Annotated in this window: 21 protein-coding genes; 13 read left to right on the forward strand and 8 right to left on the reverse strand. The window is 74.3% G+C overall.

Annotation, left to right across the window (positions count from 1 at the left end; translation table 11 throughout):
* Positions 1-261: 261 nt before the first annotated feature.
* On the forward strand, positions 262-630 hold the full coding sequence (locus P3T27_RS37065; RefSeq protein WP_049660741.1) for a helix-turn-helix transcriptional regulator: 369 nt from the start codon (positions 262-264) through the stop codon (positions 628-630).
* 55 nt (positions 631-685) lie between these two features.
* Positions 686-970 (forward strand): hypothetical protein, encoded by a 285-nt coding sequence (locus P3T27_RS37070; RefSeq protein ID WP_280685723.1) that lies wholly within the window; start codon positions 686-688, stop codon positions 968-970.
* A gap of 96 nt (positions 971-1,066) precedes the next feature.
* Here P3T27_RS37070 and P3T27_RS37075 read toward each other — a convergent pair whose 3' ends face one another.
* On the reverse strand, positions 1,067-5,785 hold the full coding sequence (locus P3T27_RS37075) for an ATP-dependent helicase (protein WP_280685724.1): 4,719 nt from the start codon (positions 5,783-5,785) through the stop codon (positions 1,067-1,069).
* A gap of 159 nt (positions 5,786-5,944) precedes the next feature.
* Here P3T27_RS37075 and P3T27_RS37080 point away from each other — a divergent pair, with 159 nt between their 5' ends.
* From P3T27_RS37080 to rny, 7 genes are all read left to right on the forward strand, one after another.
* Entirely contained in the window at positions 5,945-7,477 is a 1,533-nt protein-coding gene (locus P3T27_RS37080) for a S8 family serine peptidase (protein WP_280685725.1), read from the forward strand.
* A 66-nt stretch (positions 7,478-7,543) separates the two neighbouring features.
* Positions 7,544-8,134, forward strand: a complete 591-nt coding sequence (locus P3T27_RS37085) for a GNAT family N-acetyltransferase (protein WP_280685726.1) — start codon at positions 7,544-7,546, stop codon at positions 8,132-8,134.
* The gene (locus P3T27_RS37090) at positions 8,131-8,325 is read left to right on the forward strand and encodes a DUF3046 domain-containing protein (protein ID WP_280685727.1); all 195 of its coding nucleotides are present in this window, start codon (positions 8,131-8,133) and stop codon (positions 8,323-8,325) included. The genes P3T27_RS37085 and P3T27_RS37090 overlap by 4 nt, the downstream gene beginning before the upstream one ends.
* Positions 8,326-8,534: 209 nt before the next feature.
* On the forward strand, positions 8,535-9,668 hold the full coding sequence (locus tag P3T27_RS37095; protein ID WP_280685755.1) for an AI-2E family transporter: 1,134 nt from the start codon (positions 8,535-8,537) through the stop codon (positions 9,666-9,668).
* A gap of 165 nt (positions 9,669-9,833) precedes the next feature.
* Complete coding sequence (gene recA, locus P3T27_RS37100) at positions 9,834-10,952, forward strand: recombinase RecA (RefSeq protein ID WP_280685728.1); 1,119 nt, start codon at positions 9,834-9,836, stop codon at positions 10,950-10,952.
* A 283-nt stretch (positions 10,953-11,235) separates the two neighbouring features.
* Entirely contained in the window at positions 11,236-12,024 is a 789-nt protein-coding gene (gene recX, locus P3T27_RS37105) for a recombination regulator RecX (protein WP_280685756.1), read from the forward strand.
* A 146-nt stretch (positions 12,025-12,170) separates the two neighbouring features.
* Complete coding sequence (gene rny / locus P3T27_RS37110; RefSeq protein ID WP_280685729.1) at positions 12,171-13,640, forward strand: ribonuclease Y; 1,470 nt, start codon at positions 12,171-12,173, stop codon at positions 13,638-13,640.
* 25 nt (positions 13,641-13,665) lie between these two features.
* On the opposite strand, the gene P3T27_RS37115 is transcribed toward rny, so the two are convergent.
* The 5 genes from P3T27_RS37115 to P3T27_RS37135 all read right to left on the reverse strand — a co-directional run bounded on the left by P3T27_RS37115 (position 13,666) and on the right by P3T27_RS37135 (position 18,919).
* Positions 13,666-15,414, reverse strand: a complete 1,749-nt coding sequence (locus P3T27_RS37115) for an FAD-dependent monooxygenase (RefSeq protein ID WP_280685730.1) — start codon at positions 15,412-15,414, stop codon at positions 13,666-13,668.
* A 122-nt stretch (positions 15,415-15,536) separates the two neighbouring features.
* The gene (locus P3T27_RS37120) at positions 15,537-16,388 is read right to left on the reverse strand and encodes an amino acid ABC transporter permease (RefSeq protein ID WP_280685731.1); all 852 of its coding nucleotides are present in this window, start codon (positions 16,386-16,388) and stop codon (positions 15,537-15,539) included.
* Positions 16,385-17,035 carry an amino acid ABC transporter permease gene (locus P3T27_RS37125; protein ID WP_280685732.1) on the reverse strand — a complete coding sequence of 217 codons (651 nt, stop codon included), beginning with the start codon at positions 17,033-17,035 and terminating at the stop codon, positions 16,385-16,387. The genes P3T27_RS37120 and P3T27_RS37125 overlap by 4 nt, the downstream gene beginning before the upstream one ends.
* A gap of 80 nt (positions 17,036-17,115) precedes the next feature.
* Positions 17,116-18,024 (reverse strand): glutamate ABC transporter substrate-binding protein, encoded by a 909-nt coding sequence (locus P3T27_RS37130; protein ID WP_280685733.1) that lies wholly within the window; start codon positions 18,022-18,024, stop codon positions 17,116-17,118.
* Positions 18,025-18,145: 121 nt separating this feature from the next.
* Positions 18,146-18,919 (reverse strand): amino acid ABC transporter ATP-binding protein, encoded by a 774-nt coding sequence (locus P3T27_RS37135; RefSeq protein ID WP_280685734.1) that lies wholly within the window; start codon positions 18,917-18,919, stop codon positions 18,146-18,148.
* A gap of 372 nt (positions 18,920-19,291) precedes the next feature.
* On the opposite strand from P3T27_RS37135, the gene P3T27_RS37140 reads away from it, so the two are divergent.
* On the forward strand, positions 19,292-20,068 hold the full coding sequence (locus P3T27_RS37140) for a response regulator transcription factor (RefSeq protein WP_280685735.1): 777 nt from the start codon (positions 19,292-19,294) through the stop codon (positions 20,066-20,068).
* A gap of 6 nt (positions 20,069-20,074) precedes the next feature.
* Entirely contained in the window at positions 20,075-21,508 is a 1,434-nt protein-coding gene (locus P3T27_RS37145; protein ID WP_280685736.1) for a HAMP domain-containing sensor histidine kinase, read from the forward strand.
* Positions 21,509-21,541: 33 nt separating this feature from the next.
* Here P3T27_RS37145 and P3T27_RS37150 read toward each other — a convergent pair whose 3' ends face one another.
* Positions 21,542-22,561, reverse strand: a complete 1,020-nt coding sequence (locus P3T27_RS37150; RefSeq protein WP_280685737.1) for a TAXI family TRAP transporter solute-binding subunit — start codon at positions 22,559-22,561, stop codon at positions 21,542-21,544.
* 128 nt (positions 22,562-22,689) lie between these two features.
* Here P3T27_RS37150 and miaB point away from each other — a divergent pair, with 128 nt between their 5' ends.
* Both miaB and P3T27_RS37160 read left to right on the forward strand, forming a co-directional pair.
* Positions 22,690-24,189, forward strand: a complete 1,500-nt coding sequence (gene miaB / locus P3T27_RS37155; protein ID WP_280685738.1) for a tRNA (N6-isopentenyl adenosine(37)-C2)-methylthiotransferase MiaB — start codon at positions 22,690-22,692, stop codon at positions 24,187-24,189.
* A 78-nt stretch (positions 24,190-24,267) separates the two neighbouring features.
* Positions 24,268-24,966, forward strand: a complete 699-nt coding sequence (locus tag P3T27_RS37160) for a class III extradiol dioxygenase subunit B-like domain-containing protein (RefSeq protein WP_280685739.1) — start codon at positions 24,268-24,270, stop codon at positions 24,964-24,966.
* A gap of 15 nt (positions 24,967-24,981) precedes the next feature.
* Here P3T27_RS37160 and P3T27_RS37165 read toward each other — a convergent pair whose 3' ends face one another.
* Entirely contained in the window at positions 24,982-25,245 is a 264-nt protein-coding gene (locus P3T27_RS37165; protein ID WP_280685740.1) for an antitoxin, read from the reverse strand.
* Between the last annotated feature and the right edge of the window lie 102 nt (positions 25,246-25,347).

Consider the following 25,347-nt stretch of genomic DNA (forward strand, 5'->3'; position numbering starts at 1 on the left):
ATGGCACAGCTGGAGGATCGTGTTACATCCAACGGCCTGGTTGGGCAGAAACCAGGTGGCGAACGAGTTGCGTGACGGTGGCCGGGCGGCCGGCGACGGGTACCACGAGGGGCCCGCGGACCCGGGAACGACACCGGAACGAGGAGGGGGACGGCCTTGCAGCCCAGAGTGAACACGACCAGGGTCCCCGCACGCGAAGCGGGCAAGGCGGTACGGTGGGGTCGTGACATCTCGATCCGCAGTCCGAGGAGGGAGGCACCGATGATCCTGCTCCGTCGCCTACTGGGCGATGTACTGCGTCGGCAGCGCCAGCGCCAGGGCCGCACACTCCGCGAGGTGTCGGCGGCCGCCAGGGTTTCGCTCGGTTACCTCTCCGAGGTCGAGCGGGGACAGAAGGAGGCCTCCTCGGAGCTGCTCTCCGCCATCTGCGACGCGCTGGACGTCCGGATGTCCGAGGTCATGCGCGAGGTCAGCGACGAACTCTCGCTCGCCGAACTTGCGGCGATGGCCACCCTCTCCGAAGGTGATCTGCTGAGGCCGGTACTCGAACCGGTTCCGCTGCCCGCCCCCGGCACCGACCGGGCGAACATGTCGCCCAAGGCCGCCGCGATGGACGTGGTCGCCGCCTGAACCCGGCCTCGACTCCCGGGCTCCTGGTGCCCGGGGCGAGCGAAGGAGGGCGGTCGTGCGAAGAGCCGCGACGGTGTGCACGGAGGCCCGAATACGGCTGCGGCGCTTGGAACCGTGGTCGGCCCGCCGGGTCCTGCTGGTCCTGTCGGCGGGGCTGTTCTGGTGGCTCCTGGTGGTCCGCGGACAGTTCGCGGACGGTGCGGTGCTGGGACTGCTCGTGGCCGGCGGCTGGGGGCTCGGCCTGATCCCGGTCCACGCCGACCGGAACGCGACCGGGCCGCAGCGGCGCCCGCACCCCGAGGCCGTGGTCCCGGTGGAGGCGCAGCCGCCGGTGGGTTGAGCCACCCGAACGGGTGATACGAACGAAGGCCGTGGGGCGACAGCCGCCCCACGGCCTTCGGCGCTGTCCGGGCCCGCAGCGCCCTCCGGTCGTGCCTCAGGGGCGCAGGCGCAGGCCGCGCGGGGTGGCGTGGAAGCCGGCCGCCTCCAGGGCGGCGCCCAGCTCCGAGCCGAGGGCCGGCTCGCCGTTGGCCCGCTCGACCGTGACGCTGCCGAGCGCGCCCTCGCGGACCGCGCCCGCCAGCGCGCCCGCCGCCACCGCCCGGGTGGCCTCGTCCTCCGGCCAGGCCAGCAGCGACTTGCCGCCCCGCTCGACGTACAGCGCCAACTCACCGTCCACCAGCACCACCAGGGCGCCCGCCTTGCGGCCCGGGCGGTGCGCCCGGGCCTCCTTGGCGCCGGGGGCCGCCGGCGGCTCCGGCCACGGCAGCGCGGCGCCGTAGGCGTTGGCCGGATCGGCGGCGGCCAGCACCAGCACCTGCGGCGGCTCGGCGGCCGGGGCGGCCGGCCACTCGGTGGCCCGGGCCCGCTCCAGCCGGCCGTTGACCGAGCGCAGTCGGTCCGCCGCGCCCTCCATGGCGAACTGGGCACCGCCCAGGCCCTCGACGAAGTACCCCCGGCGGGCCCGGCCGCGTTCCTCCATCGCGGCGAGCACCCGGTACACCCCGGCGAAGCCGCCCGGCACCCGTTCGGCCGTCACCGCGCCCCGGGTGAGCAGGCCGTGCCGGTCCAGCAGGTTCTGCGCCCGGGTGGTGGCCCGGACCGTCGGGTCGGCGGTGAAGGCGGGCAGCAGCGACCAGCGCCCGGCCACCGTCGGCGGGCCGCTGCGCGGGGCGCCGCCGACCCGGCCGAAGGCGCGGCCGGCGCCGCCGTAGCGGCCGCGCGGGGTGGCCCGGGGCGCGCGGTGGGCGGTGGCGCCCGCCGTTCGGCCGGACCCGAGCAGGGCGCGCAGCGGGGCGAGGGTGTCGTTGGTGACGTACCCGGCCCAGGCGAGGTCCCAGAGTGCCTCGACGATCTCCGGCTCCGGGGTCTCCTCCGGCAGCTGCTGGACCAGTTGGCGGAAGAACAGGCCGTAGCCGCCGGCCAGCGCCGCCATCAGCGCGCTGTGCACGGGGGTGAGCGCGGGCGGGACGGGCTCGGGGCGCAGCAGGTGGGCGCTCTCGGCCAGGTGCAGGCTGAGCCAGCCGTCCTTGCCGGGCAGCGCGCCGGCTCCGCACCAGCCGATCTCGCCGGCTGCCATCAGCTCGTCTAGCAGGCCGGGGGAGTAGTCGGCGAGCCGGGCCGGGAGGATCAGCTTCTCCAGGGCGGAGGCGGGCAGGGCGGTGCCCTGGAGCTGCTCGACCACGCGGAGCAGGCCGTCCGGGCCGCGCAGCCGGTGGCCGGCCAGGTGCTGCCACTGCGGGAGGAAGGCGGCCAGGGCGCGCGGCGGGACGGGCTCGACCTCGTGGCGCAGGGCGGCCAGCGAGCGGCGGCGCAGTCGGCGCAGGACCTCGGCGTCGCACCACTCGGCGGTGGCGGTGTGGCTCTCGACCGGCCTGAACTGGCCCTGGACCAGGCGGCCGGCGGCGGTGAGGCGGTGCAGGGTGCCGGTGACGACGGCGGTGCCGAGGCCGAACCGGGTGGCGGCCTCGGCGGCGGTGAACGGGCCGTGGGTGCGGGCGTAACGGGCGAGCAGGTCGCCCAGCGGGTCCTTGACCGGTCCGGTGAAGGCCTCGGGGACGCCGACCGGCAGCGGGGTGCCGAGCGCGTCGCGCAGCCGTCCGGCGTCCTCCACGGCGGCCCAGCGCGGTTCGCCGGCGATCCGGACCTGGATCACCCGGCGGGTGGCCTCCAACTCCAGTGCCCAGAGCGGCTCGGCGCCGCGGGCGGCCAGCTCGGCCTCGGTGAGCGGGCCGAGCAGGCGCAGCGCGTCGGCGACGCCCTCGGCGTCCTTGATCCGGCGCTCGGGGGTGAGGCGCTGGAGCTCGGCCTCCAACGCGGCGAGCACCTGCGGGTCGAGCAGTTCGCTCAGCTCGGCCTGGCCGAGGAGTTCGGAGAGCAGCCGGGAGTCCAGGGAGAGGGCGGCGGCGCGGCGTTCGGCGAGCGGGGAGTCGCCCTCGTAGAGGAACTGGGCGACGTAGCCGAACAGGAGGGAGCGGGCGAAGGGCGAGGGCTCGGGGGTGGTGACCTCGACCAGGCGGACGGCGCGGGATTCGAGGTCGCCCATCAGCTCGACCAGGCCGGGCACGTCGAAGACGTCCTGCAGGCACTCCCGGACGGCCTCCAGGACGATCGGGAACGAGCCGTACTCGGAGGCTACTTCGAGCAGTTGGGCGGCGCGCTGGCGCTGCTGCCAGAGCGGGGTGCGGCGGCCGGGGCTGCGGCGTGGGAGCAGCAGGGCGCGGCCGGCGCACTCGCGGAAGCGGGAGGCGAACAGGGCGGAGCCGCCGACCTGGTCGGTGACCAACTGCTCGATCTCGGCGGGGTCGAACAGGGCGGCGTCGGCGCCGACCGGGGCCTCGTCCGAACCCGCCTGCGGGGAAAGGCCGGTGGGGCTTCCGAAGTCGAAGTCGGGGGCCAGCAGGTCGGCGTCGGGCAGGCGGAGCACGATGCCGTCGTCGGCGTGCATGACCTGGGGGTCGAGGCCGTGCTTCTCGCGCAGCCGGGCGCCGAGGGCGAGTGCCCAGGGGGCGTGCACCTGGGCGCCGAAGGGGGAGTGGATGACGATCCGCCAGTCGCCGAGCTCGTCCCGGAAGCGCTCGACCACGATGGTGCGGTCGTCCGGGAGGTGGCCGCAGGCGGCGCGCTGCTGGGCGAGGTAGTCGAGCAGGTTGGCGGCGGCCCAGTCGTCCAGGCCGGCCTGCCGGAGCCGGGAGGTGGCGTCCTCGGGTGCCAGGGCGCCCAGCTCGCGGGTGAACGCGCCGAGGGCGCGGCCGAGTTCGAGCGGGCGGCCGAGGGTGTCGCCCTTCCAGAACGGGAGCCGGCCGGGGACGCCGGGGGCGGGGGTGACGAGCACCTTGTCGTGGGTGATCTCCTCGATCCGCCAGGAGGTGGTGCCGAGGGTGAACACGTCGCCGACGCGGGACTCGTAGACCATCTCCTCGTCGAGCTCTCCGACCCGGCCGCCGCCGCCCTTCTTCCCCGTCTTCGGATCGGACCCGGTCGCGCCGGCGATGAAGACGCCGAACAGTCCGCGGTCGGGGATGGTGCCGCCGGAGGTGACGGCGAGCCGCTGGGCACCGGGGCGGCCGGTCACGGTGCCGGCCACCCGGTCCCAGACCACCCGGGGGCGCAGCTCGGCGAAGGCGTCCGAGGGGTAGCGGCCGGCCAGCATGTCGAGCACGGCCTCGAAGGCGGACTGCGGGAGGGTGGCGAAGGGCGCGGCGCGGCGGACCACGGTGAGCAGTTCGTCCACCGGCCAGCTGTCCAGCGCCGTCATCGCGACCAGCTGCTGGGCGAGCACGTCCAGCGGGTTGCGCGGCACGCGCAGTGCCTCGATCCGGCCGGCCCGCATCCGCTCGGTGACCACGGCGGACTGCACCAGGTCCCCGCGGTACTTGGGGAAGAAGACGCCGGTGGAGACGGCGCCGACCTGGTGGCCGGCCCGGCCGACCCGCTGCAGGCCGGAGGCGACCGAGGGCGGGGACTCGACCTGGACGACCAGTTCGACGGCGCCCATGTCGATGCCCAGCTCCAGGCTGGAGGTGGCGACCACGGCGGGCAGCCGGCCGGCCTTCAACTCCTCCTCGACCAGTGCCCGCTGCTCCTTGGAGACGGAGCCGTGGTGGGCCCGGGCGAGCACCGGGGGGACGCCCCTGGCCGCACCGGAGCCGCCCATCAGCTGGGCCGGGGCGTGCGCCTCGTGCGCGGCGGCGCCGGTGGCGCGCTCGTGGGCGATCTCGTTCAGCCGGTTGCACAGGCGCTCGGCGAGGCGGCGGGAGTTGGCGAAGACGATGGTCGAGCGGTGCGCCTGGACCAGGTCGACGATCCGCTCCTCGACGTGTGGCCAGATGGAGGCCTGTCGCTGCGGGTCGTTGTCGGCGGAGCCGCCGGTGGCCGGGGCGGCGGGCAGGTCGTCCAGGTCGGGGACGGGGACGACCACCGACAGGTCGAACTCCTTGGCGGCGGAGGGCTGGACGACGACGGCGCCGCGCTGCGGGCTGAGGTAGCGGGCCACCTCCTCGACCGGGCGGACGGTCGCGGACAGGCCGATCCGGCGGGCCGGGCGCTCCAGCAGTTCGTCCAGGCGCTCCAGGCTCAGCGCGAGGTGGGCGCCGCGCTTGGTGCCGGCGACCGCGTGCACCTCGTCGAGGATCACCGTGTCGACGCCGCGCAGGGCCTCCCGGGAGGCGGAGGTGAGCAGCAGGAACAGCGACTCGGGGGTGGTGATCAGGATGTCCGGCGGGTGGGTGGCGAAGCGGCGGCGGTCGGCGGCCGGGGTGTCGCCGGAGCGGATGGCGACCTGGACCTCGGGCTCGGGCAGGCCGAGTCGGACGGCGGCCTGGCGCAGGCCGGTCAGCGGGGCGCGCAGGTTGCGCTCGACGTCCACCGCGAGGGCCTTGAGCGGCGAGACGTAGAGGACCCGGCAGCGGCGCTTGGGGTCGGCCGGGGGCGGGGTGCTGCTCAGCCGGTCGAGGGCGGAGAGGAAGGCGGCGAGCGTCTTGCCGGAGCCGGTGGGGGCGACCACGAGGACGTCGGTGTCCTGCCGGATGGCGTGCCAGGCCTGGGACTGGGCGGTGGTGGGGGCGGAGAAGGCGCCGGTGAACCAGGCCCGGGTGGTCGGGGCGAATCCGGCCAGGGGGTCTCCGGTGGGCGGGGTCGGGTGCTGGGGCGCCATGCCCCCCATGGTGCCGGGTGGCACCGACAACCGGGGGCCGGGGGAGCGGGGGTGCGCGGGTGTAGTTGAAGGAGCACAAAGAGCAATCCGCTCATATGGTGATGATTCAGACCAGTGATCCATTCGTGACCCATCGGACCGACGAGCGGAGGCCGTGCGATGGCGCAGGTGAACCCGTCCGGCGGTCCCGCCTGCCCCGCCCGTCGGCGTCGGACCGGCGGGCCCGCCCGGGCGCTGCTCGCGATGCTGCTCACCGCGCTCGTGGTCGGCGGCGCCGTCCCGTACGTGGCCGGATCGAGTCGGTCCTACCTCAGCTACCTGGTCCTGGCCGAGCAGGAGGACACCGCCGGCGCCGCCCGGGCCGGCGCCGAGAGCCGGGCGGCGGGCGGGCAGGTGGTCCAGGAGTACCCGCAGATCGGGGCCGTCCTGGCGTACGCCACCGGCGGCTTCGCGGACAAGCTGCGGGCCCGGCCCGGGATCGCCGCCGTCGGCGCCACCCGGACCGTGCCGGTGGTCGGGCCGCCCCGGCTGCTGGACGGCGCCGGGGACTTCTCCGCCGGCGCCGACCGCGTCGGCCGCAGCAGCGCCGACCGGATGGACGGCGGCACCGTCACCGTGCCCGATCCGGCCGAGGGCGACCCGTGGAACCTCGCCATGCTCGGCGCCGCCGGTGCCCGGGCCGACGACGCCTCCGCCGCGCCGCCCGGGCCCGCGGCCGGCGCCGCGCCGACCGCCGACGCGCTGCGCAAGGTGCTGGTGGCGGTGCTCGACTCCGGCGTCGACGACACCCACCCGGACCTGCGGGCCGCCGTCGACCCGAAGGCCTCCGCCTCCTGCGCCGACGGCCGGCCCGACGCCCGCTCCGGCGCCTGGCGGCCCGACCCCGGCGTCGGCGAGAGCGGTCACGGCACCCACGTCGCCGGGATCGTCGGCGCCGCCCGGGACGGCCACGGCGTCACCGGGGTCGCGCCCGGCGTGCGGATCGCCGCCGTCCGGCTGCTCGGACCGCTCGGCCAGTACTACGCCGAGAACATCGTCTGCGGCATGCTCTGGGCCGCCGACCACGGCGCCAAGGCGATCAACAACAGCTACTTCGCCGACCCGTGGAAGTACAACTGCCCGGAGGACCCGGACCAGGCCGCGCTGATCGCCGCCGTCGGTCGGGCGTCCGGCTACGCCCAGCGCAAGGGTGCCGTGGTGGTCGCCTCGGCCGGCAACGACGGGCAGGACCTCGGGGCCCCCCGGTCCGACGAGCGCAGCCCCAACGACCGGGTCTCCGGCCCGGCCCGCTCCCGCTACCTGGGCGCCGAGTGCATCCGGCTGCCCGGCGAACTGCCCGGCGTGGTCACGGTCACCGCCGTCAACCGGGACGGCCGCCCGTCCGGCTACTCGAACCTCGGGCGCGGCCGGGTCTCGCTGGCCGCCCCCGGCGGAGACCCGGACGGCGGCGCGCAGGGCGCGATCGTCTCCGACTGGCCCGGCGGGCAGTACGCGGCGCTGGCCGGCACCTCGATGGCGGCGGCGCACGTCACCGGCGCGGTCGCGGTGGCCGCCGCGCTGCACCCGGACTACGGCTCCGGCCCGCTCGCCGCCCTGCTCGCCGGTACCGCGGCCGCCGCCTGCCCGCCCGGGCCGTACGCCTGCGGGGGCCGGCAGTACTTCGGTGCGGGGCTGCTCGCGCTGCCGCACTGAGGCGGGTGGGGGACCGGGTGCGGAAAACCGGGTGCGGCGGCCGGGCCGACGGGTGAGGATCGGGGCGTGACCACCTTCCTCACCACCGAGCGGCTGCTCCTGCGCCGCTTCACCGCGGCGGACGCCGACCACCTGGTCGAGCTGGACGGCGACCCCGAGGTGATGCGCTACCTCACCGGCGGGCGGCCGACCGCGCGGGAGACGGTCGAGGGCGAGCTGCTGCCGCGCTACCTCGCGCACTACCGGCAGTACGGCGACCTCGGCTGGTGGGCGGCCGAGGAGCGGGCCGGCGGAGCGTTCCTGGGCTGGTTCGAGTTCCGGCCGACCACGGACGGCGCGCGTTCCGAGGTCGAGCTGGGGTACCGGCTGCGCCGGGCCGCCTGGGGGCTCGGGTACGCGACCGAGGGCGCGCGGGCGCTGGTCCGCCGCGGCTTCACCGAGCTGGGCGTGCGGCGGGTGGTGGCGTACACGATGGCGGTGAACGCGGGCTCGCGGCGGGTGATGGAGAAGACCGGGCTGTCCTACGTCCGCACCTTCCACGAGGACTACCCGGAGGCGATCCCCGGCAGCGAGCACGGCGAGGTCGAGTACGCGCTGACGGCCGGGCAGTGGCAGGCCGCGGGCGGCGCGGGGCGGTCCGGGATACTGGAGCCATGAGGCTGACCGAGTTCTGGCGACGGATGCACGCGCACTTCGGGGAGGCGTACGCGGAGTCCTTCGCCGCCGACCACGTGATGAGCGAACTCGGCGGGCGGACGGTGCGGCAGGCGCTGGAGGCCGGCTGGGAGGCCAAGGACGTCTGGCGGGTGGTCTGCGAGACCCAGGGCGTCTCCGGCGTGCTGCGCTGATTCCTGACCCCTGATCTCCCTGGGCCGAACGGGGGTGCCCGGTGCTCGGGCGGGCCCGGGCGATGGGTGAGACTGTCGGAGTGACCAGCAGCACAGAAGCACAGAATTCGGACAGGTCGGCGCGGGTTGCCGACGAGGCCGCGGGCGCGCCGCCCGAACCGCGGCTGCCGGAGGGCGAAGGGCCGGGCAGCAGGCTCTGGGGCAGCGGGATGCCGCGCTGGCTGCCCCGGGCGATGGTGTTGGCCCTGGTGCTGGTCGGGCTCTTCCAGCTCGCCGACTGGGCCTTCCACCAGCTGATCGACCTCTTCGTGATGCTGCTGGTGGCCTTCTTCCTCTCGCTGGCGCTGGAGCCCGCCGTCGACCGGATGGCGGCGCGCGGGGTGCGCCGGGGGGTCGGCACCTTCCTGGTGTTCGTCGCGGTGGGGATCGCGGTGATCGGGTTCCTCGCGGCGCTCGGCACGCTGCTGGTCGATCAGGTGGCGAAGATCGCCGGGGACCTGCCGCACCTGGTCGACAATCTGATGAACTGGGTCAATCAGACCTTCCATCAGGACCTGTCGCTGGGTGAGCTGCAGAAGAAGCTGCTCAAGGACTCCGGTGCGATCGAGAACTACGCCCAGCAGGCCGCCGACAACGTCTGGGGCGTTTCCTCCACCGTGATCGGCGGGCTCTTCCAGGCCTTCACGGTCGGGCTGTTCACCTTCTACTTCACCGCCGAGGGCCCGCGGGTGCGCCGGACGGTCTGCTCGCTGCTGCCGCCCGCCAAGCAGGGCGAGGTGCTGCGGGCCTGGGAGATCGCGCTCGCCAAGACCGGGGGCTACCTGTACTCCCGGGCACTGCTCGCGGTGGTCTCGGCGGCCGGGCACTGGGTGATGTTCGCGCTGCTCGACCTGCCGTACTCGGCCGCGCTGGCGGTCTGGGTCGGCGTCATGTCGCAGTTCGTGCCGACCATCGGGACGTACCTGGCCGGCGCGCTGCCGGTGCTGGTGGCGCTCACCGTGCAGCCGGTGGACGCGCTCTGGGTGCTGGTCTTCGTGGTGGTCTACCAGCAGGTCGAGAACTACCTGCTGCACCCGAGGATCACCGCGAAGACGGTGGACGTGCACCCGGCGGTCGCGTTCGGGGCGGTGATCGCGGGCGCGGCGCTGCTCGGCGCGGTCGGCGCGCTGATCGCGATCCCGGCGGCGGCCACCCTGCAGGGCTTCGTCGGGACGTACGTGCGGCGGTACGAGGTGGCCACCGACCCGCGGATCGACCGGGGCGAGCAGCGGCGGGCCCGGCGGGAGCTGCGCCGGGAGGCGGCGCGGCGGCTGCGGCGGATGGTCGGCGGCGACGGGAAGTGACCCCGCTACCGCTCGGACGTGCGAGGCTTGAATCGAACAGATGTTCTTTGTACTCTCCGGCGAGGAGTTTTCCACAGGCGGAGCCGGGTCGGGCTCGTTTGTCAGTGGGACGCGCTAGCGTCGAGGACGATGAAGCGCACAGCACAGAACCCGAGGGTGGAAGCCATGGCAGGTACGGACCGCGAGAAGGCTCTTGAGACCGCGCTCGCCCAGATCGAGCGGCAGTTCGGCAAGGGCTCGGTGATGCGCCTGGGCGAGAAGGCCAACGAGCCGATCGACGTGATCCCCACCGGGTCCACCGCCCTGGACGTGGCCCTCGGGGTCGGCGGCATTCCGCGTGGCCGTGTGGTCGAGATCTACGGGCCGGAGTCCTCCGGCAAGACCACGCTGACCCTGCACCTGGCGGCCAACGCCCAGCGGGCCGGCGGTACGGTCGCCTTCGTCGACGCGGAGCACGCGCTCGACCCGGAGTACGCCAAGAAGCTCGGCGTGGACACCGACGCCCTGCTGGTCAGCCAGCCGGACACCGGTGAGCAGGCCCTGGAGATCACCGACATGCTGATCCGCTCCGGCGCGATCGACCTGGTGATCATCGACTCGGTCGCGGCGCTCGTCCCGCGCGCCGAGATCGAGGGCGAGATGGGCGACTCGCACGTCGGTCTGCAGGCCCGGCTGATGAGCCAGGCGCTGCGCAAGATCGCCGGTGCGCTGAACCAGTCGAACACCACCGCCGTCTTCATCAACCAGCTGCGCGAGAAGATCGGCGTCATGTTCGGCTCGCCGGAGACCACGACCGGTGGCCGGGCGCTGAAGTTCTACGCCTCGGTCCGGCTGGACATCCGCCGGATCGAGACCCTGAAGGACGGCACCGAGGCGGTCGGCAACCGCACCCGCGTCAAGGTGGTCAAGAACAAGGTCGCCGCGCCGTTCAAGCAGGCCGAGTTCGACATCCTCTACGGCGTCGGCATCAGCCGCGAGGGCGGCCTGATCGACATGGGCGTCGAGCACGGCTTCATCCGCAAGTCGGGCGCCTGGTACACCTACGAGGGCGACCAGCTCGGCCAGGGCAAGGAGAACGCCCGCAACTTCCTGCGGGACAACCCGCAGCTCGCCGACGAGATCGAGCGGAAGATCAAGGGCAAGCTCGGCATCGGCCCGAAGACCGACGAGCCGGCCGAGGGCGAGGCGGCGCCCGCCGCCGCCGACGGCGCCGCGAAGCCGATCACCGCGACCGCCGCCAAGACGGCCGCGGCGAAGAAGACGGCGGCGGCTGCCAAGGCCTGAGCCGTTGACGCAGCACGACGCAGTGGGTGGCCCGGCCGGCCCCGAGGACGACGACTACGGCCCGCCGGACTGGTTCGCCGCGGTGGCGGAGCAGCCGGAGCCGTCGGCCGCGAGGGCGCCCCGAGCACGGTCGCAGTCCCGGAAGGAGCGGCGGCGGGAGCGGTCCTCCGCCGGATCGTGGGCATCCGGTTCGGAGCCGGAGTTCGACCGGGCGCCGGCCCGGGCGGTGCGCGGCGCGGCGCCCGGGCCGGCTCCGGCGGAGCCGACGGTCGATGAGCTCGGGCTGGTCTCCGCCTCGGAGCTGCCCGCAGGCCGCCGCCGGCGCCGCTCGGCGCTGGCGGCCGAGGAGTTCGACGCGACCGCAGCGGCGGTCGACGGTTCGGGCGGGGTCGAGGCGGCCGGTCACGGGGGTGTGGCCGCCGCGGCCCCGCACACCGGCGCCGGCGCGCGACGGGGCCGGCGCGCGGCAGGACGCTCCGCGGGGCGCTTCGCCGAGCGCGCGTCGGGCGAGGAGGGCGAGGAGCAGGACGCCGGAGCCGGTACCGCGCGGAAGCGGGCCGGGGCCGAGGAGTCCGTCGATCCCGAAACCCGCGCCCGCGACATCTGCCTGCGGCTGCTCACCGGCGCCGCCAAGAGCCGCAAACAGCTCGCCGACGCCCTGCACAAGCGGGAGATCCCGGACGACGTCGCCGACGAGGTGCTCACCCGGCTCGAAGAGGTCGGGCTGATCGACGACGCGGCCTTCTCCGCGGCCTGGGTGGAGTCCCGGCACGCCGTCCGGGGCCTGTCCCGGCGGGCGCTGGCCCAGGAACTGCGCACCAAGGGGGTGGCCGCCGACCTGGTCGAGCAGGCCGTCGCCCAGCTCGACCACGACGACGAGACCGAGGCCGCCCGGGCGCTGGTCGACCGCAAGCTGCGGGCCACCCGAGGGCTGGACCGGCAGGTCCGGACGCGACGGCTGGTCGGCATGCTGGCCCGCCGGGGCTACACCGAGGGGCTGGCGTTCCGGGTGGTGCGCAGCGCGTTGGAAGAGGAAGAGCCGGGTGAACTGTCAGGAACCGAGAGGGACTAGTGGCAGTTTCGTACGCTTCTTGGTCCAGTCCAGGTCGAGCCTTGACCGTTTCATGACCCACACCTAGCCTCGCACTCAGTGCGGGGGGCGCTTCCGGACGGCGGTCCACGCCGGGCGGCGGGCAGCGGTGACGGGGAGTGGGCGGCATGAGGATCTCGGCGGGCACCGAATCGGACGCCTCCCTGCTACCGCTCGCCGGGTCGGCCGGCGCCGCCCTGCTGGTCCTCGCGGTACTGGCCGGGCTGATGGTCAGGCGGCTCCGGGCCGCCCAGCGCAGCGCCGCCGCCGAGGCCGAGCGCGTCCGGGGCTGGGCCGAGCAGCAGACCTCCCGGCAGCGGGCCGAACTCGCCCGGCGCGAGGAGCAGTTGACCGAGGAACTGCGCCGGATCCGGACCCGGGAGGACGAACTCGCCGTCCGCTCCGCGGAGCTGGAGCGCACCCGGGGCGAGGCCGAGGCGCTGGTGACCCGCCGGGCGGCGGTGCTGGAGCGGGCCGCCGGACTCTCCGCCGAGCAGGCCCGCGCCGAACTCCTGCGCGAGGCCGAGACCTCGGCCCGGCGGGCGGCCGCCGTCACCGTCCGGGAGATCGAGCGCGAGGCCAAGGAGGAGGGTGAGCGCCGGGCCCGGAGCATCCTCGCCGGGGCGATCCAGCGGTTGGCGGCGGTGCAGACCGCCGAGACGGCGGTCACCGTGTTCCGGCTGCCGAGCGAGGACATGAAGGGGCGGATCATCGGCCGCGAGGGCCGCAACATCCGTGCCTTCGAGGCGGTCACCGGCGTCAACCTGATCATCGATGACACTCCCGCGTCGGTGCAGCTCTCCTGCTTCGACCCGGTCCGCCGGGAGGCCGCCCGGCTCACCCTGGCCCAGCTGGTCGAGGACGGCCGGATCCACCCGACCCGGATCGAGCACCTCCACGAGCGCAGCCGCGAGGAGGTCGAGCAGTGCTGCGTACGGGCCGGCGAGGACGCCCTGCTGGACGCCCGGGTCGGCGGGATGCACCCCGAACTCGTCCGCACCCTGGGCAGCCTTCGCTACCGGGTCTCGTACGGGCAGAACGTGCTCGGGCACCTGCTGGAGTCCGCGCACCTGGCCGGGATGATGGCCGCCGAACTCGGGGTGGACCCTGAGCCGGTCCGGCGGGCCGCGCTGCTGCACGACATCGGCAAGGCGCTCACCCACGAGGTCGAGGGCAGCCACGCGGCGGTCGGCGCGGACTTCGCCCGTCGGCACGGGGAGTCCCCGGAGGTGGTGCACGCGATCGCCGCGCACCACGGCGAGGTGGCGCCGCACAGCGTGGAGGCCGTGCTCACGCAGGCCGCGGACGCCTGCTCGGGCGGGCGGCCCGGGGCGCGCAAGGAGTCGCTGGAGGTGTACGTGCGGCGGCTGGCCCGGCTGGAGGAGATCGCCCGTGCGCACGAGGGCGTGGCCGAGGTGTACGCGATGCAGGCCGGGCGCGAGGTGCGGGTGATGGTGCGGCCGGAGGAGGTGGACGACCTGGGGGCGCAGTCGATCGCCCGGGAGGTCGCCCGGCAGGTCGCCGAGGAGCTGACCTACCCGGGCCAGATCCGGGTGACGGTGGTCCGGGAGAGCCGGGCGATCGCGGTGGCCAGCTGAGTGAGCGCCATCCGCTGGGCGGGCGTCACGCGCTCGGCGAGTCCACCTGTTCCGGCGTAGGTGCGGGCGCGGCCGTGGGTTCGGGCTCGGGCTCGGGCTCGGGTTCGGGTCCGCCGGCGAGCGGGGCGGGCCCGCCCCGCGCCCGGTCGGCGAGCGCGAGCAGGTCCTCGGCGGCCGCGCCCTGGGTGACGCCGACCAGGTGCCCGTCCGGCCGGATCAGCAGCACGGTGTGCGGCCCGGCCTCCGGGTACTCCTCGGTGACCAGCACCTCGGCCGGCACCGGCAGCGCGGCGGCGACCTCGGCGAGCCGCGGCATCAGCCCGGCGCCCAGCCAGTGCTCGGCGGACCAGACGGCGGTGCCGGGGGCGACCAGCAGCAGCAGGAAGGTGGCACCGAGCCGGGCGTGCAGGTGGTCCGGGGTGCCGTCGGCGGCGAGCACCGGCAGGTCCGGGACGAGCACGCCGGGGGCGGTGGCGGGCAGCAGTTCGCTGAGCGAGGTGGCGCTGCGGGCGCCGCGCTGGACCGGCACCCGGCCGGGGACGCCCGAGGGCGCCGCCGGGTAGGCGGGCGCGCCGCCGAAGCGGCCGGTGCCGAGCTGGCCGTCGGCGAGCAGCGGCGCGTGCTTGCGGAAGCCCCCGACCAGCAGCGAGCGCCGGGTCTGCTGCCAGCCGCGCAGCGGGCGCAGCAGCGGCATGGCCTGGTCGACGGCGCGCAGCCGGGCGCCGACCGCGCCGCGCCGCTCGGCCTCGTAGCCGTCCAGCAGGGAGCCGCCGGGCTGCGGGCCGCCGGAGTGGAGGTGCCAGGCGAGGGCGAGCCGCCAGGCGAGGTTGTCGGCGTCGCGCAGCCCGTCGGCGAGGTTCTGCATGCCGAGGGCGCCGTGCAGGTGGGCGGCGTCGCCGGCGAGGAAGCAGCGGCCGCTGCGGAACCGGGCGGCCAGTCGCTGCTGGGCGGTGTGGTCGGCGGCGGCGAGCAGTTCGAAGCGGGGGAGTTCGCCGCACCAGCCGGTGAGGGTGGCGGTGACCCGGGTGAGCAGGGTGTCGCCGGTGACGATGCCGGGCCAGGTGGCGTGCGGGTCGACCGGTTCGGTGGCGGCGGGCCGCCCGGGGGGCAGCCGCCAGTCGAGCCGCCAGACGCCGTCCGGCAGCGGGCGGGCGGAGGCCTCGCGGTCGCCGCGCCACGGGGGCTCGCGGTGCAGCCGGGCCTCCTGGAACGGCAGGTCGACCCGGACGGTGGCGATGGCGTTGCGGTCGACGGCGGGGCGGCCGGGGAAGCGGATCTTCAGGAGCTTGCGGACGGCGGACCTGGCGCCGTCGCAGCCGACCAGGTGGCTGCCGCGCCACCAGGTGCTGGAGCCGTCCTGGGTGCCGTGGGTGCGGACGCTGACGCCGTCGCGGTCCTGTTCGAGCTCGCAGACCCGGCTCAGCGGGACCAGCTTGACCAGCGGGGTGCCGGTCAGGGCGTCGCGCAGGCCGCGCTGGAGGCGGTGCTGGGGGAGGTGGAAGGTGGGGGAGTCGGTGAGGTCGATCCGCAGCATCTCCTGGCGGCGGCGCCAGACGGTGAAGGAGTCCCACAGGGCGGAGTCCGAGACGGCCCGCGGGTAGCCGATCCGGGTGAGGAAGGAGGCGGTGTCGGCGCCGAGGACGACGCTGCGCGGGCCCTCGGGACAGAGCCCGGAGCCCTCGTCCAGGACGATGGTCGGCACCTCGTGCCGGGCCAGGGCGAGGGCCAGGGCCAGACCGACCGGTCCGGCCCCGACCACGATCACCGGGTCCATGCCGTGACCTCCGGGCACGAACCGGCCGCTGGGCCGGCGTCAGTTACCGCTGCCGCATATGCCGCGTGGATGCTCCCGGGAGGTGTCACGAAGAGCAATGCAACAGTTCACCTGCGTGTGCGTCAAGCAGCAGCTGAAGTGCGCCGGTTCGCGCCGCGACGGCCGCGTGCTTCGATCCACCGGGCGAGCGCGGTGAGGAGCAGGCACAGGGCGACGTAGATCGGACCGATCACGAGGACCACGGGGATGTAGGGGAAGCCCGCGGCGTTGATCGGCTGACTGGCGATCGCCTTACCGACGAACAGCAGCTCGTGGTAGGTGATGATGAAGCCGAGCGAGGTGTCCTTCAGGGTGACGACCAGCTGGCCGATCATCGAGGGCAGCATCGAGCGGACCGCCTGCGGCACCAGGATGCCGGCCATCACCTGGGTCTTGCGCATGCCGAGCGCGTAGGCCGCCTCGCCCTGGCCGCGCGGGACGGCGTTGACGCCGCTGCGGATGATCTCGGCCTGCACCGAGCCGTTGTAGAGGGTGAGCCCGAGCACCAGCGCCCACATCGGCTCCTTGGCGAAGAACGCGTAGTAGAGCGCGACGATCAGGATCAGCAGCGGCATCGCCCGGAAGAACTGGACGAAGCCGACGCACGCCCAGCGGATCGGCCGGTGGTCCGAGAGCTGCCCGGCGGCGAGCAGGGCCCCGAGCGTGAGCGAGAACAGCGCCGCCAGCCCGAAGGCCTCCAGGGTGGAGACCAGGCCGTCCAGGATCCGCTGCTGGACGGTGTTGTACTGGAACACGTCCCACATCTGCGGGTCGAACTGGCCGTTGTCGGAGAGCGCGGCGAAGACGTACCAGAGCAGTCCGGCGACGCCGATCAGCGCCAGCACCCCGAACAGCCGGTACCGGGCGCGGGCCCGCGGGCCGGGGGCGTCGTAGAGGACGCTGGCCGTGGAGGTGCGGGTGAAGAGGCTGCTCATCGGGCCACCGCCAGTCGGGATTCCAGGACGCGGAACAGCGTGGCGACCGCGGCGCTGATCACCAGGTAGGCGCAGGCCACCCAGAAGAAGATCGCGAAGATCGCGTAGCCGCGCTCGGAGAAGGTCTGCTGCACGCTGTACAGCTCGCCGACGCTGAACGCGCCGGCGATCGCCGAGTTCCTCGGCAGCGCGATGAACACGCTGCTCAGCGGGGCCAGGACGGTCCGGGCGGCCTGCGGCAGGACGACCAGGGTGAGGGTCTGACCGAAGGTCATGCCGAGGCTGCGGGCCGCCTCGGCCTGGCCGAGCGGCACGGTGTTGATGCCCGAGCGGATCACCTCGCAGACGAACGAGGCGGTGTAGCCGCCGAGCGCCAGCACCCCGAAGACGAGGTGGCTGAAGTGCACGCCGAGCGGCGGCAGGCCGAACTCGACGGCGAAGAACAGCAGGGTCAGCGGGGTGTTGCGGAAGAGCGTCACCCAGGCGGTGCCGAAGGCGCGCAGGACCGGCACCGGGGAGACCCGGAAGGCCGCCAGCAGGGTGCCCAGCAGCAGGGCGAGCAGGGCGCTGAGCGCGCTCAGCTCGATCGTCTGCAGGAAGCCGTCGCGGAACAACGAGAAGTTGTCGTCCTCGAACAGGAACCCCATCCGGCGGCCCTCCTCTCAGTGGTCGGGGACTCGGGAGTGGTCAGGAGCGGTCGGCCGGGAGCCGGCCGACCGCGGGTGGATCAGTAGCGGTCGAGGGCCGGCGGGGTCGGCGCGGCGGAGCCGGACAGGCCCAGCGTCGCGTCGTAGGCCTTCTTCCAGTCGCCGTTGTCCTCGTGGGCCTTGAGGGCGTCGCTGATGGCGCCGCGCAGGGCCGCGTCGTCCTTGTTGAGGCCGACGCCGTAGTTCTCCTTGGTGAACGGCTTGCCGACGACCTTGAGCTTGCCGGCGAACTTGGAGGCGTAGCCCTTGAGGATCGCGTCGTCGGTGGTGACCGCGTCGACCTCGCCGGCCATCAGCTTCTCGACGCAGGCCGAGTAGGTGTCGAACTGGGTGACCTTGGCGTTGTACTGCTGGATGTTCTTGATCGAGGTCGAGCCGGTGGCGGTGCAGATGTTCTTGCCGGTGACGCTCTCCGGGCCGGTGATCGAGGTGTTGTCGTTCTTCACCAGGAAGTCCTGGCCGGCGATGTAGTACGGGCCGGCGAAGGAGACCGACTTCTTGCGCTCGTCGTTGATGCTGTAGGTGCCGACGTAGAAGTCGATCTGGCCCTTGGCGATGGCCGGCTCGCGCTGCGAGGAGACCAGGGTCTGCCACTTGATCTGCTGCGGGGTGAAGCCGAGGTCGGCGGCGATCATCTTGGCGATCTCGATGTCGAAGCCGCTGCGGTCGCCGCTGGCGACGTCCTCGAAGCCCAGGAACGGCTGGTCGGCCTTGGCGCCGATGATCAGCTGGCCGCGCTTCTTGGCCTCGGCGAGGATCGCGGAGTCGATCTTGACGTCGGTCTTGACCGTGTAGGTCGGCAGCGTCGGGGCGTTGCTGCCGCTCGCGGCGGCGCCGGCGGCACCGGGGGAGCCGTCCTTGCCGCAGGCGGCGGTGGCGGTGAGCGCGACGGCACAGAGCGCGACGGCGAGGGTGCGACGAGTCCTCATGAGGGTGTTCTCCTGGGAGCTGGGCCACGGCGTCAACCGGGCTCTGGCGTCTGGAAGGTGCGTGCACGGGCGGGGCCGCCCGGCGCCCTTGCCGGCGGCGGCCCCGGGTCGTCCCGGAGCGTCAGTGGTGGAGGATCTTCGAGAGGAAGTCCTTGGCGCGGTCGGAGCGCGGCGCGGTGAAGAAGGCGTCCGGGGTGTTCTGCTCGACGATCCGGCCGTCGGCCATGAACAGCACGCGGTTGGCGGCGGAGCGCGCGAAGCCCATCTCGTGGGTGACCACGACCATCGTCATGCCGTCGGCGGCCAGCTGGCGCATGACCTCCAGCACCTCGTTGACCATCTCCGGGTCGAGGGCCGAGGTGGGCTCGTCGAAGAGCATCACCTTGGGCTTCATCGCCAGCGCCCGGGCGATCGCCACGCGCTGCTGCTGGCCGCCGGAGAGCTGGGCGGGGTACTTGTCCGCCTGCGCCCCGACGCCGACCCGTTCCAGCAGCTCGCGGGCGGTCTTCTCGGCCTCCGGCCGGGCGACCTTGCGCACCTTGACCTGGCCGATGACCACGTTCTCCAGCACGGTCTTGTGCGCGAACAGGTTGAAGCTCTGGAACACCATGCCGACCTCGGCGCGCAGCCGGGCCAGCTCCCTGCCCTCGGCGGGCAGCGGGCGGCCGTCGAGGGTGATCGCGCCGGAGTCGATGGGCTCCAGCCGGTTGATCGTCCGGCAGAGCGTCGACTTGCCCGAGCCGGACGGCCCGATCAGGACCACGACCTCGCCCTGGACGATCTCCAGGTCGATGTCCTGCAGGACGTGCAACGCTCCGTAGTGCTTGTTCACGCCGCTCAGCACGACCAGGGGGGCGGCTGCAGGGGTGGAGTCCTCGACCGGATTCTCGGCCATCGCGCCTGCTCCCTCGTGTCGGCCCGTGAAAGTCTGAACTCCCTTGGGCGGCAATGGTGGTACGAAATCCGGGAGCCGCGACCGGCGGAGCCGCAGCCCCCGGTGGGCCGACCATAGGAGCGATGACGACGCGCCGTCAGCCGATCTGAGCGGAACTTGAGGATCACAAAACGGCCACACGCTGCTCGCGGACTGTTCGCCCGGCCGCCAACGGGGCATGTGACAGCGGGCGCTCGCGCCGGTGCACCCCGTCCCGGGGGAGCCCGCTGGGCGGCCGAGCCTGGCGTCCGGCCGCCCGCTGGCCCATACTGCGCAGGACCGGGACCCGACCGGGTGGGCCCGGTGATCAGGTGGGGGAAGGAGGAGAACAGGATGCGACTGCTGCTCGTCGAGGACGACGAACGCGTGGCCGCCGCGCTGGTCGCGGTGCTGGGCCGGCACGGCTTCCAGGTCCGGCACGCCCGCAGCGGGCACGAGGCGCTGGACGCCCTGGTGCCGGACGGCAACGACCCGTACCGGGTGGTGCTGCTCGACCTCGGGCTGCCGGACCGCGACGGCTTCGAGGTGTGCAGCCGGATCAGGGCCGGCAGCGGCGTACCGGTGATCATGGTCACCGCCCGCGCCGACATCCGCTCCCGGATCCACGGCCTCAACCTGGGCGCCGACGACTACGTCACCAAGCCCTACGACATGGGCGAGCTGCTCGCCCGCATCCACGCGGTGGCCCGCCGCGGCCTCGCCCCGGCCTCGGTGTCGGTGCCCGCGCCCGACGCCGTCCCGCAGCAGCGCGGCCCGCTGGAGTCCCGCGGCATCCGGATAGACCGGGAGCGCCGCCGGGTCAGCGTGGACGGCCGGGACGTGCCGCTCACCCGCAAGGAGTTCGACCTGCTCGCCCTGCTCGCGCAGAGCCCCGGCGTGGTCTACCGGCGCGAGCAGATCTTCAGCGAGGTCTGGCGCAGCGGCTGGGAGGGCAACGGGCGCACCCTGGAGGTGCACATCGGCTCGCTGCGCAACAAGCTCGCGCTGCCCGGGCTGGTCGAGGCCGTCCGCGGCGTCGGCTACCGCCTGATCCCCGAGTCCCCGGCGTCCGCCGCGGGCCCGGCCCCGTCCGCCGCGGGCCCGGCCCCGTCCGCCCCCGCGGAGCACTGACCGCTCGTGCGTACCCGTCTGCTCGGGATCCTGATCGCCCTCATGCTCTGCGTCCTGGCCGCCCTCGGGCTGCCGCTCGCGGCGGCGGTCGCGGCGGCCGAGCAGAGCAGGGTGGTCGTCGACCGGCTCGACGACGCCGCCCGCTTCGCCCAGGACCTGCCCACCTCCGGCCCCTCGGTGGTGGAGTCCGCGCTCAAGGGCGACCCGGAGCCCGCCCCCGGTGACGCCAGCCGCCGGCACGCGATCGACGCCGAGGTCCGCCGCTACCACGACCTGTACGGCGTGCGGCTGGGCATCTTCCAGCGCGACGGCCTGCCGATCTCCGCCGCCCCCGCCGACTGGCGGGTGCCCTCCGGCGGCTGGGGCGCGCAGGCCTTCCAGGAGGCGCTGGACGGGCGGCGCAGCCACAACCCGCCGCAGGTCTGGCCGTGGACCGCCGACCGCACCCTCACCGTGGCCACCCCGGTGGTGCGCGACGGCGACGTGGTCGCGGTGGTGCTCAGCGAGTCCCCGACCGGGGCGCTGCGCACCCGGATACTGCACAGCTGGCTGGTGATCGGCGCGGGCGAGGCCGCCGCGATGATCGTCGCGGTGCTGCTGGCCGTCCGGCTCACCGAGTGGGTGCTGCGCCCGGTCCGCACCCTCGACCGGGCCACCCACGACATCGCCACCGGCCGGATGGCCGCCCGGGTCGCGCCCGGCGGCGGGCCGCCCGAGCTGCAGCGGCTGGCCCGCTCGTTCAACGAGATGGCCGACCACGTGGTGCTCGCCATGGACCAGCAGAAGGCCTTCGTCGCGGACGCCTCGCACCAGCTGCGCAACCCGCTGGCGGCCCTGCTGCTGCGGGTCGAGGTGCTCGGCCTGGAGCTGCCCGAGGGGCACGAGGAGGAGCTCGGTGGCGTCCGGGAGGAGGGCGCCCGGCTGGCCCGGGTGCTGGACGACCTGCTCGGCCTGGCCACCGCCGAGCACGCCCGCCCCGAACCCGAGCAGACCGACCTCGCCGCGCTCACCCTGGCCCGGGTGGACGCCTGGCGGCCGGTGGCCGAGCAGCGCGGGATCGAGCTGTGCTGGGAGGGCCCGGCGCTCGCCCTCGGCATGGCCGACCCGATCGGCTTCGGCTCCGCCCTGGATGCCGTGGTGGACAACGCGCTCAAGTTCGGCCCGGCCGGCAGCCGGGTGCGGCTGAAGGTCACGGTGCGCCGGGACGAGGTCGCGGTGACCGTCACGGACGCCGGGCCCGGCCTCGCCGAGGACGAGCTGCCCCGCGCCGGGGACCGGTTCTGGCGCAGCCCGCGGCACCAGAACGTGGACGGCTCCGGGCTGGGCCTGTCGATCGCCCGCACCCTGCTGGCGGCCGGCGGCGGCTCGCTCGGCTTCGCCCCGGTCAAGCCGACCGGGCTCGCGGTGACGCTGGCGGTGCCGCGGCCGGAGCAGCGGTAGCGCCCTGCGGCGTCACCGGGCGGTGGTGGCCCCTTACGGCTTCACCGAGCGGTAGTAGCGCGCCGCGCCCTCGTGCAGCGGGAGCGGGTCGGTGTAGACGGCGGTGCGCAGGTCGACCAGCTGGGCGGCGTGCACCTGGGAGCCGATCTGGTCGCGGCTGTCGATCACCGCCCGGGTCATGCCTTCGACCAGACCCGGGTCCACGTCGTCCCGGGTGATCAGCAGGTTGGGCACGGCCACGGTGGCGACGGCGTCCTTGGGATCGGCGTTCGGGTAGGTGCCCTTGGGCATGGTGGCCGCCCGGTAGGCGTCGGTGCCGCCGCCCTCCATCTTGTGGAGGGCCCCGGCGAGGTCCCCCAGCGGCACGATCCGGATCCGCACGTGGTCGGACAGGTCGGTGAGGGCGCTGGTCGGCAGGCCGCCGGACCAGAAGAAGGCGTCCAGCTTCTTCTCGCGCAGCTGGTCCGCGGCGTCGCCGACGCCCGCCGACACCGGGACGATGTCGTGGTCCGGGTCCAGGCCGGCCGCGGCCAGCAGCCGCCTGGTCACCAGGTTCACCCCGGACTGCGGCAGGCCCACGCCGACCCGTAGCCCCCTGAGGTCGGCCGTGCTGTGCACCGGGGAGGAGGCCGGGACGATCAGCTGGAGGTAGTCGTCGTACAGCCGCGCGATCGCCCGCAGCCGGTCCTTGCCGGGGCCCTGGTAGTCGGCGACGGCGTCGGCGGTGGCGATCGCGAAGTCGTCCTGGCCACTGGTCACCCGGGCCAGGTTGTCGACCGAGCCCTCGGTGTTGTCCAGGGCCAGCCGCACCCCCGGCATCGCCTTGGCGACGTGGTCCTCCAGCAACTGGCCGTACCGGTCGTAGACGCCGCGCTGCACGCCGGTCGCGAAGCGCGTCTCGCCGCGCGGGTACCCGGGCGAGCGGCCCGCCGACAGCCACCAGCCGCCCAGCCCCGCGACCAGCAGCACCAGGACCAGGACCGCCCGCCACAACGGGCTGCGGGCCGCGGTGCGGACGGCGGCGCCGAGACGGGACGGGGTGGTGGGGGCCATGCAGGGATACTGCCAGGCCGCCCGGCGGAACGGGAGGGGTCGGCGGGAGGAACGGGCCGGGGCCCGGGGGTGAGCGCCCGCGCAACGGCGGGGGAAAAGCGCTTCGCGGCTGCCCGTACCCTGGTCTGGTGAGCGGTGAGAGCGGATTGAAGAGCTACAAGGTCGTCACGTACGGCTGCCAGATGAACGTCCACGACTCCGAGCGGCTGTCCGGCCTGCTGGAGGACGCGGGCTACGTCAAGGCCGGGCAGGACGGCGACCCGGACCTGGTCGTGTTCAACACCTGCGCGGTGCGGGAGAACGCCGACAACAAGCTGTACGGCAACCTCGGGCAGCTGGCGCCGGTCAAGACCCGCCACAAGGGCATGCAGATCGCCGTCGGCGGCTGCCTCGCGCAGAAGGACCGCGACACCATCGTCCGCAAGGCCCCCTGGGTCGACGTGGTGTTCGGCACCCACAACATCGGCCACCTGCCGGCGCTGCTGGAGCGGGCCGCGGTCGAGCGCAAGGCCCAGGTCGAGATCCTGGAGTCGCTGGAGACCTTCCCCTCCACCCTGCCGACCCGCCGCGAGTCCGCGTACGCCGCCTGGGTCGCCATCTCGGTCGGCTGCAACAACACCTGCACCTTCTGCATCGTCCCGGCGCTGCGCGGCAAGGAGGAGGACCGCCGCCCCGGCGACGTCCTCGCCGAGATCGAGGCGCTGGTGGACGAGGGCGTCATCGAGGTGACCCTGCTCGGCCAGAACGTCAACGCCTACGGCTCCGACCTGGGCGACCGCGAGGCCTTCTCCAAGTTGCTGCGCGCCGCCGGCCAGATCGAGGGCCTGGAGCGGATCCGCTTCACCTCGCCGCACCCGCGGGACTTCACCGACGACGTGATCGCCGCGATGGCCGAGACGCCGAACGTGATGCACCAGCTGCACATGCCGCTGCAGTCCGGCTCGGACACCGTCCTCAAGGCGATGCGCCGCTCCTACCGCCAGGAGCGCTTCCTCGGGATCATCGGCAAGGTCCGCGCGGCGATGCCGGACGCGGCCATCTCCACCGACATCATCGTGGGCTTCCCCGGCGAGACCGAGGAGGACTTCGAGCAGACGATGCACGTCGTCCGCGAGGCCCGCTTCACCAACGCCTTCACCTTCCAGTACTCCAAGCGCCCCGGCACCCCGGCCGCCGAGATGGAGGACCAGGTGCCGAAGGCCGTCGTGCAGGCCCGCTACGACCGGCTGATCGCCCTCCAGGAGGAGATCTCCTGGGAGGAGAACAAGAAGCAGGTCGGCCGGACCCTGGAGATCCTGGTCGCCGAGGGCGAGGGCAAGAAGGACGACCGGACCGACCGGCTCTCCGGCCGCGCCCCCGACAACCGGCTGGTCCACTTCACCAGGCCGGCCGAGCCGGTGCGCCCGGGCGACATGGTGACCGTGGAGATCACCTACGCCGCCCCGCACCACCTGCTGGCCGAGGGCCCGACGCTCGCGGTGCGCCGCACCCGGGCCGGCGACGCCTGGGAGAAGCGCCAGGCCAAGCCCGTGGCCAAGCCGGCCGGGGTGATGCTCGGCCTGCCGACCGTCGGTGCCCCGGCCGCGCTGCCGCTCGCCGCCCCGGCGGGCGGCTGCTGCGGCGACTGACGGCCCGCTTCGAACGGCGGCCCGGCGGGATCTTCGAGTCCCGCCGGGCCGCCGTCGTTCGCGGTTAGAGTGATCCACATGCTGGTAGCCGCCGCCGTGTGCCCCTGTCCGCCGCTGCTCGTCCCCGAGGTCGCCGCCGGGGCGGCCGCCGAGCTGGACGCGCTGCGGGCCGCCTGCGACGAGGCGCTGGCGGCGCTGGTCGCGGCCGACCCGCAACTGGTCGTGGTGGTCGGCGCCGGTCCGGAGGCCGAGGTGTGGACCGAGGGCGGGGCGGGCTCCTTCCAGCGCTACGGCGTGCCGCTGGTCGCCAAGCTGCCCGGCGGCCGGATCGAGGGGCCGGAGCTGGCGCCCTCGCTGACGGTCGGCGCCTGGCTGCTGGAGCGCGCCGGGGTGACCCTGCCGACGCACGCCTGCGCGGTGCCCGCCGACGCGCCCGCCGACCGGATGCTCGGGCTCGGCCAGGGCCTGGCCCAGCTGGCCGACCGGGTCGCCCTGCTGGTGGTGGGCGACGGCAGCGCCTGCCGCTCGGTGAAGGCGCCCGGCTACCTGGACGAGCGCGCCGAGGGCTTCGACGCCGCGCTGGCCGCCGCCCTGGGCTCCGCCGACCTGCCCGCCCTCGCCGCCCTGGACGCCGCCCTGGCCGCCGAGCTCAAGGCCGAGGGCCGGGCGCCCTGGCAGGTGCTGGCCGGCGCCGCGGAGGGCGCCGGCCTCACCGCGCGGCTCGGCTACCAGGACGCCCCGTACGGGGTCGGGTACCTCGTGGCCTCCTGGAGCTGATCACCGCGGGGGACGTCAGGACTGCGGCCCCTGGCCGTTGCCGCCGGCCGGCCCGTGGTCGCCCGTCTTCGGCTTGTGGGCGAAGTCGTCCACCGCGTCCTTGGCCTTGCTGGCACCGTGCTCGATCTTGTCGCTGTACTTGCCCTTGGTCGCCTTGTCGATCGCGCCGCCGGCCTTGTCCACCACGTGCTCGATCTGCTCGCTGTGCTTGCCCGCGAGCTCACTGGCCTTGTCCTTGAGCTCCCCGGCCTTGCCCTTGAGGTTGTCCATCAGACCCATGGCGATCTCACCCTTTCTTCCCTGTCTCCTGCACAACGCTCGTCACCGCCGAACCGTTCGCAAACCGGCTCCAACTGCGGAAATGTCCGGAAACAGTCATAT

Origin of the sequence: Kitasatospora sp. MAA19, from assembly GCF_029894125.1 — a bacterium.
Classification (GTDB): Bacteria; Actinomycetota; Actinomycetes; order Streptomycetales; family Streptomycetaceae; genus Kitasatospora.

What these genes read in the sequence shown, in the direction of transcription:
- P3T27_RS37065 (WP_049660741.1), top strand. Translation starts at nt 262, where the DNA reads ATGATCCTGCTCCGTCGCCTACTGGGCGATGTACTGCGTCGGCAGCGC.
- P3T27_RS37075 (WP_280685724.1), bottom strand. Translation starts at nt 5,785, where the DNA reads ATGGCGCCCCAGCACCCGACCCCGCCCACCGGAGACCCCCTGGCCGGA.
- P3T27_RS37080 (WP_280685725.1), top strand. Translation starts at nt 5,945, where the DNA reads ATGGCGCAGGTGAACCCGTCCGGCGGTCCCGCCTGCCCCGCCCGTCGG.
- P3T27_RS37090 (WP_280685727.1), top strand. Translation starts at nt 8,131, where the DNA reads ATGAGGCTGACCGAGTTCTGGCGACGGATGCACGCGCACTTCGGGGAG.
- P3T27_RS37095 (WP_280685755.1), top strand. Translation starts at nt 8,535, where the DNA reads ATGCCGCGCTGGCTGCCCCGGGCGATGGTGTTGGCCCTGGTGCTGGTC.
- recA (WP_280685728.1), top strand. Translation starts at nt 9,834, where the DNA reads ATGGCAGGTACGGACCGCGAGAAGGCTCTTGAGACCGCGCTCGCCCAG.
- rny (WP_280685729.1), top strand. Translation starts at nt 12,171, where the DNA reads ATGAGGATCTCGGCGGGCACCGAATCGGACGCCTCCCTGCTACCGCTC.
- P3T27_RS37115 (WP_280685730.1), bottom strand. Translation starts at nt 15,414, where the DNA reads ATGGACCCGGTGATCGTGGTCGGGGCCGGACCGGTCGGTCTGGCCCTG.
- P3T27_RS37120 (WP_280685731.1), bottom strand. Translation starts at nt 16,388, where the DNA reads ATGAGCAGCCTCTTCACCCGCACCTCCACGGCCAGCGTCCTCTACGAC.
- P3T27_RS37125 (WP_280685732.1), bottom strand. Translation starts at nt 17,035, where the DNA reads ATGGGGTTCCTGTTCGAGGACGACAACTTCTCGTTGTTCCGCGACGGC.
- P3T27_RS37130 (WP_280685733.1), bottom strand. Translation starts at nt 18,024, where the DNA reads ATGAGGACTCGTCGCACCCTCGCCGTCGCGCTCTGTGCCGTCGCGCTC.
- P3T27_RS37135 (WP_280685734.1), bottom strand. Translation starts at nt 18,919, where the DNA reads ATGGCCGAGAATCCGGTCGAGGACTCCACCCCTGCAGCCGCCCCCCTG.
- P3T27_RS37140 (WP_280685735.1), top strand. Translation starts at nt 19,292, where the DNA reads ATGCGACTGCTGCTCGTCGAGGACGACGAACGCGTGGCCGCCGCGCTG.
- P3T27_RS37150 (WP_280685737.1), bottom strand. Translation starts at nt 22,561, where the DNA reads ATGGCCCCCACCACCCCGTCCCGTCTCGGCGCCGCCGTCCGCACCGCG.
- P3T27_RS37160 (WP_280685739.1), top strand. Translation starts at nt 24,268, where the DNA reads ATGCTGGTAGCCGCCGCCGTGTGCCCCTGTCCGCCGCTGCTCGTCCCC.
- P3T27_RS37165 (WP_280685740.1), bottom strand. Translation starts at nt 25,245, where the DNA reads ATGGGTCTGATGGACAACCTCAAGGGCAAGGCCGGGGAGCTCAAGGAC.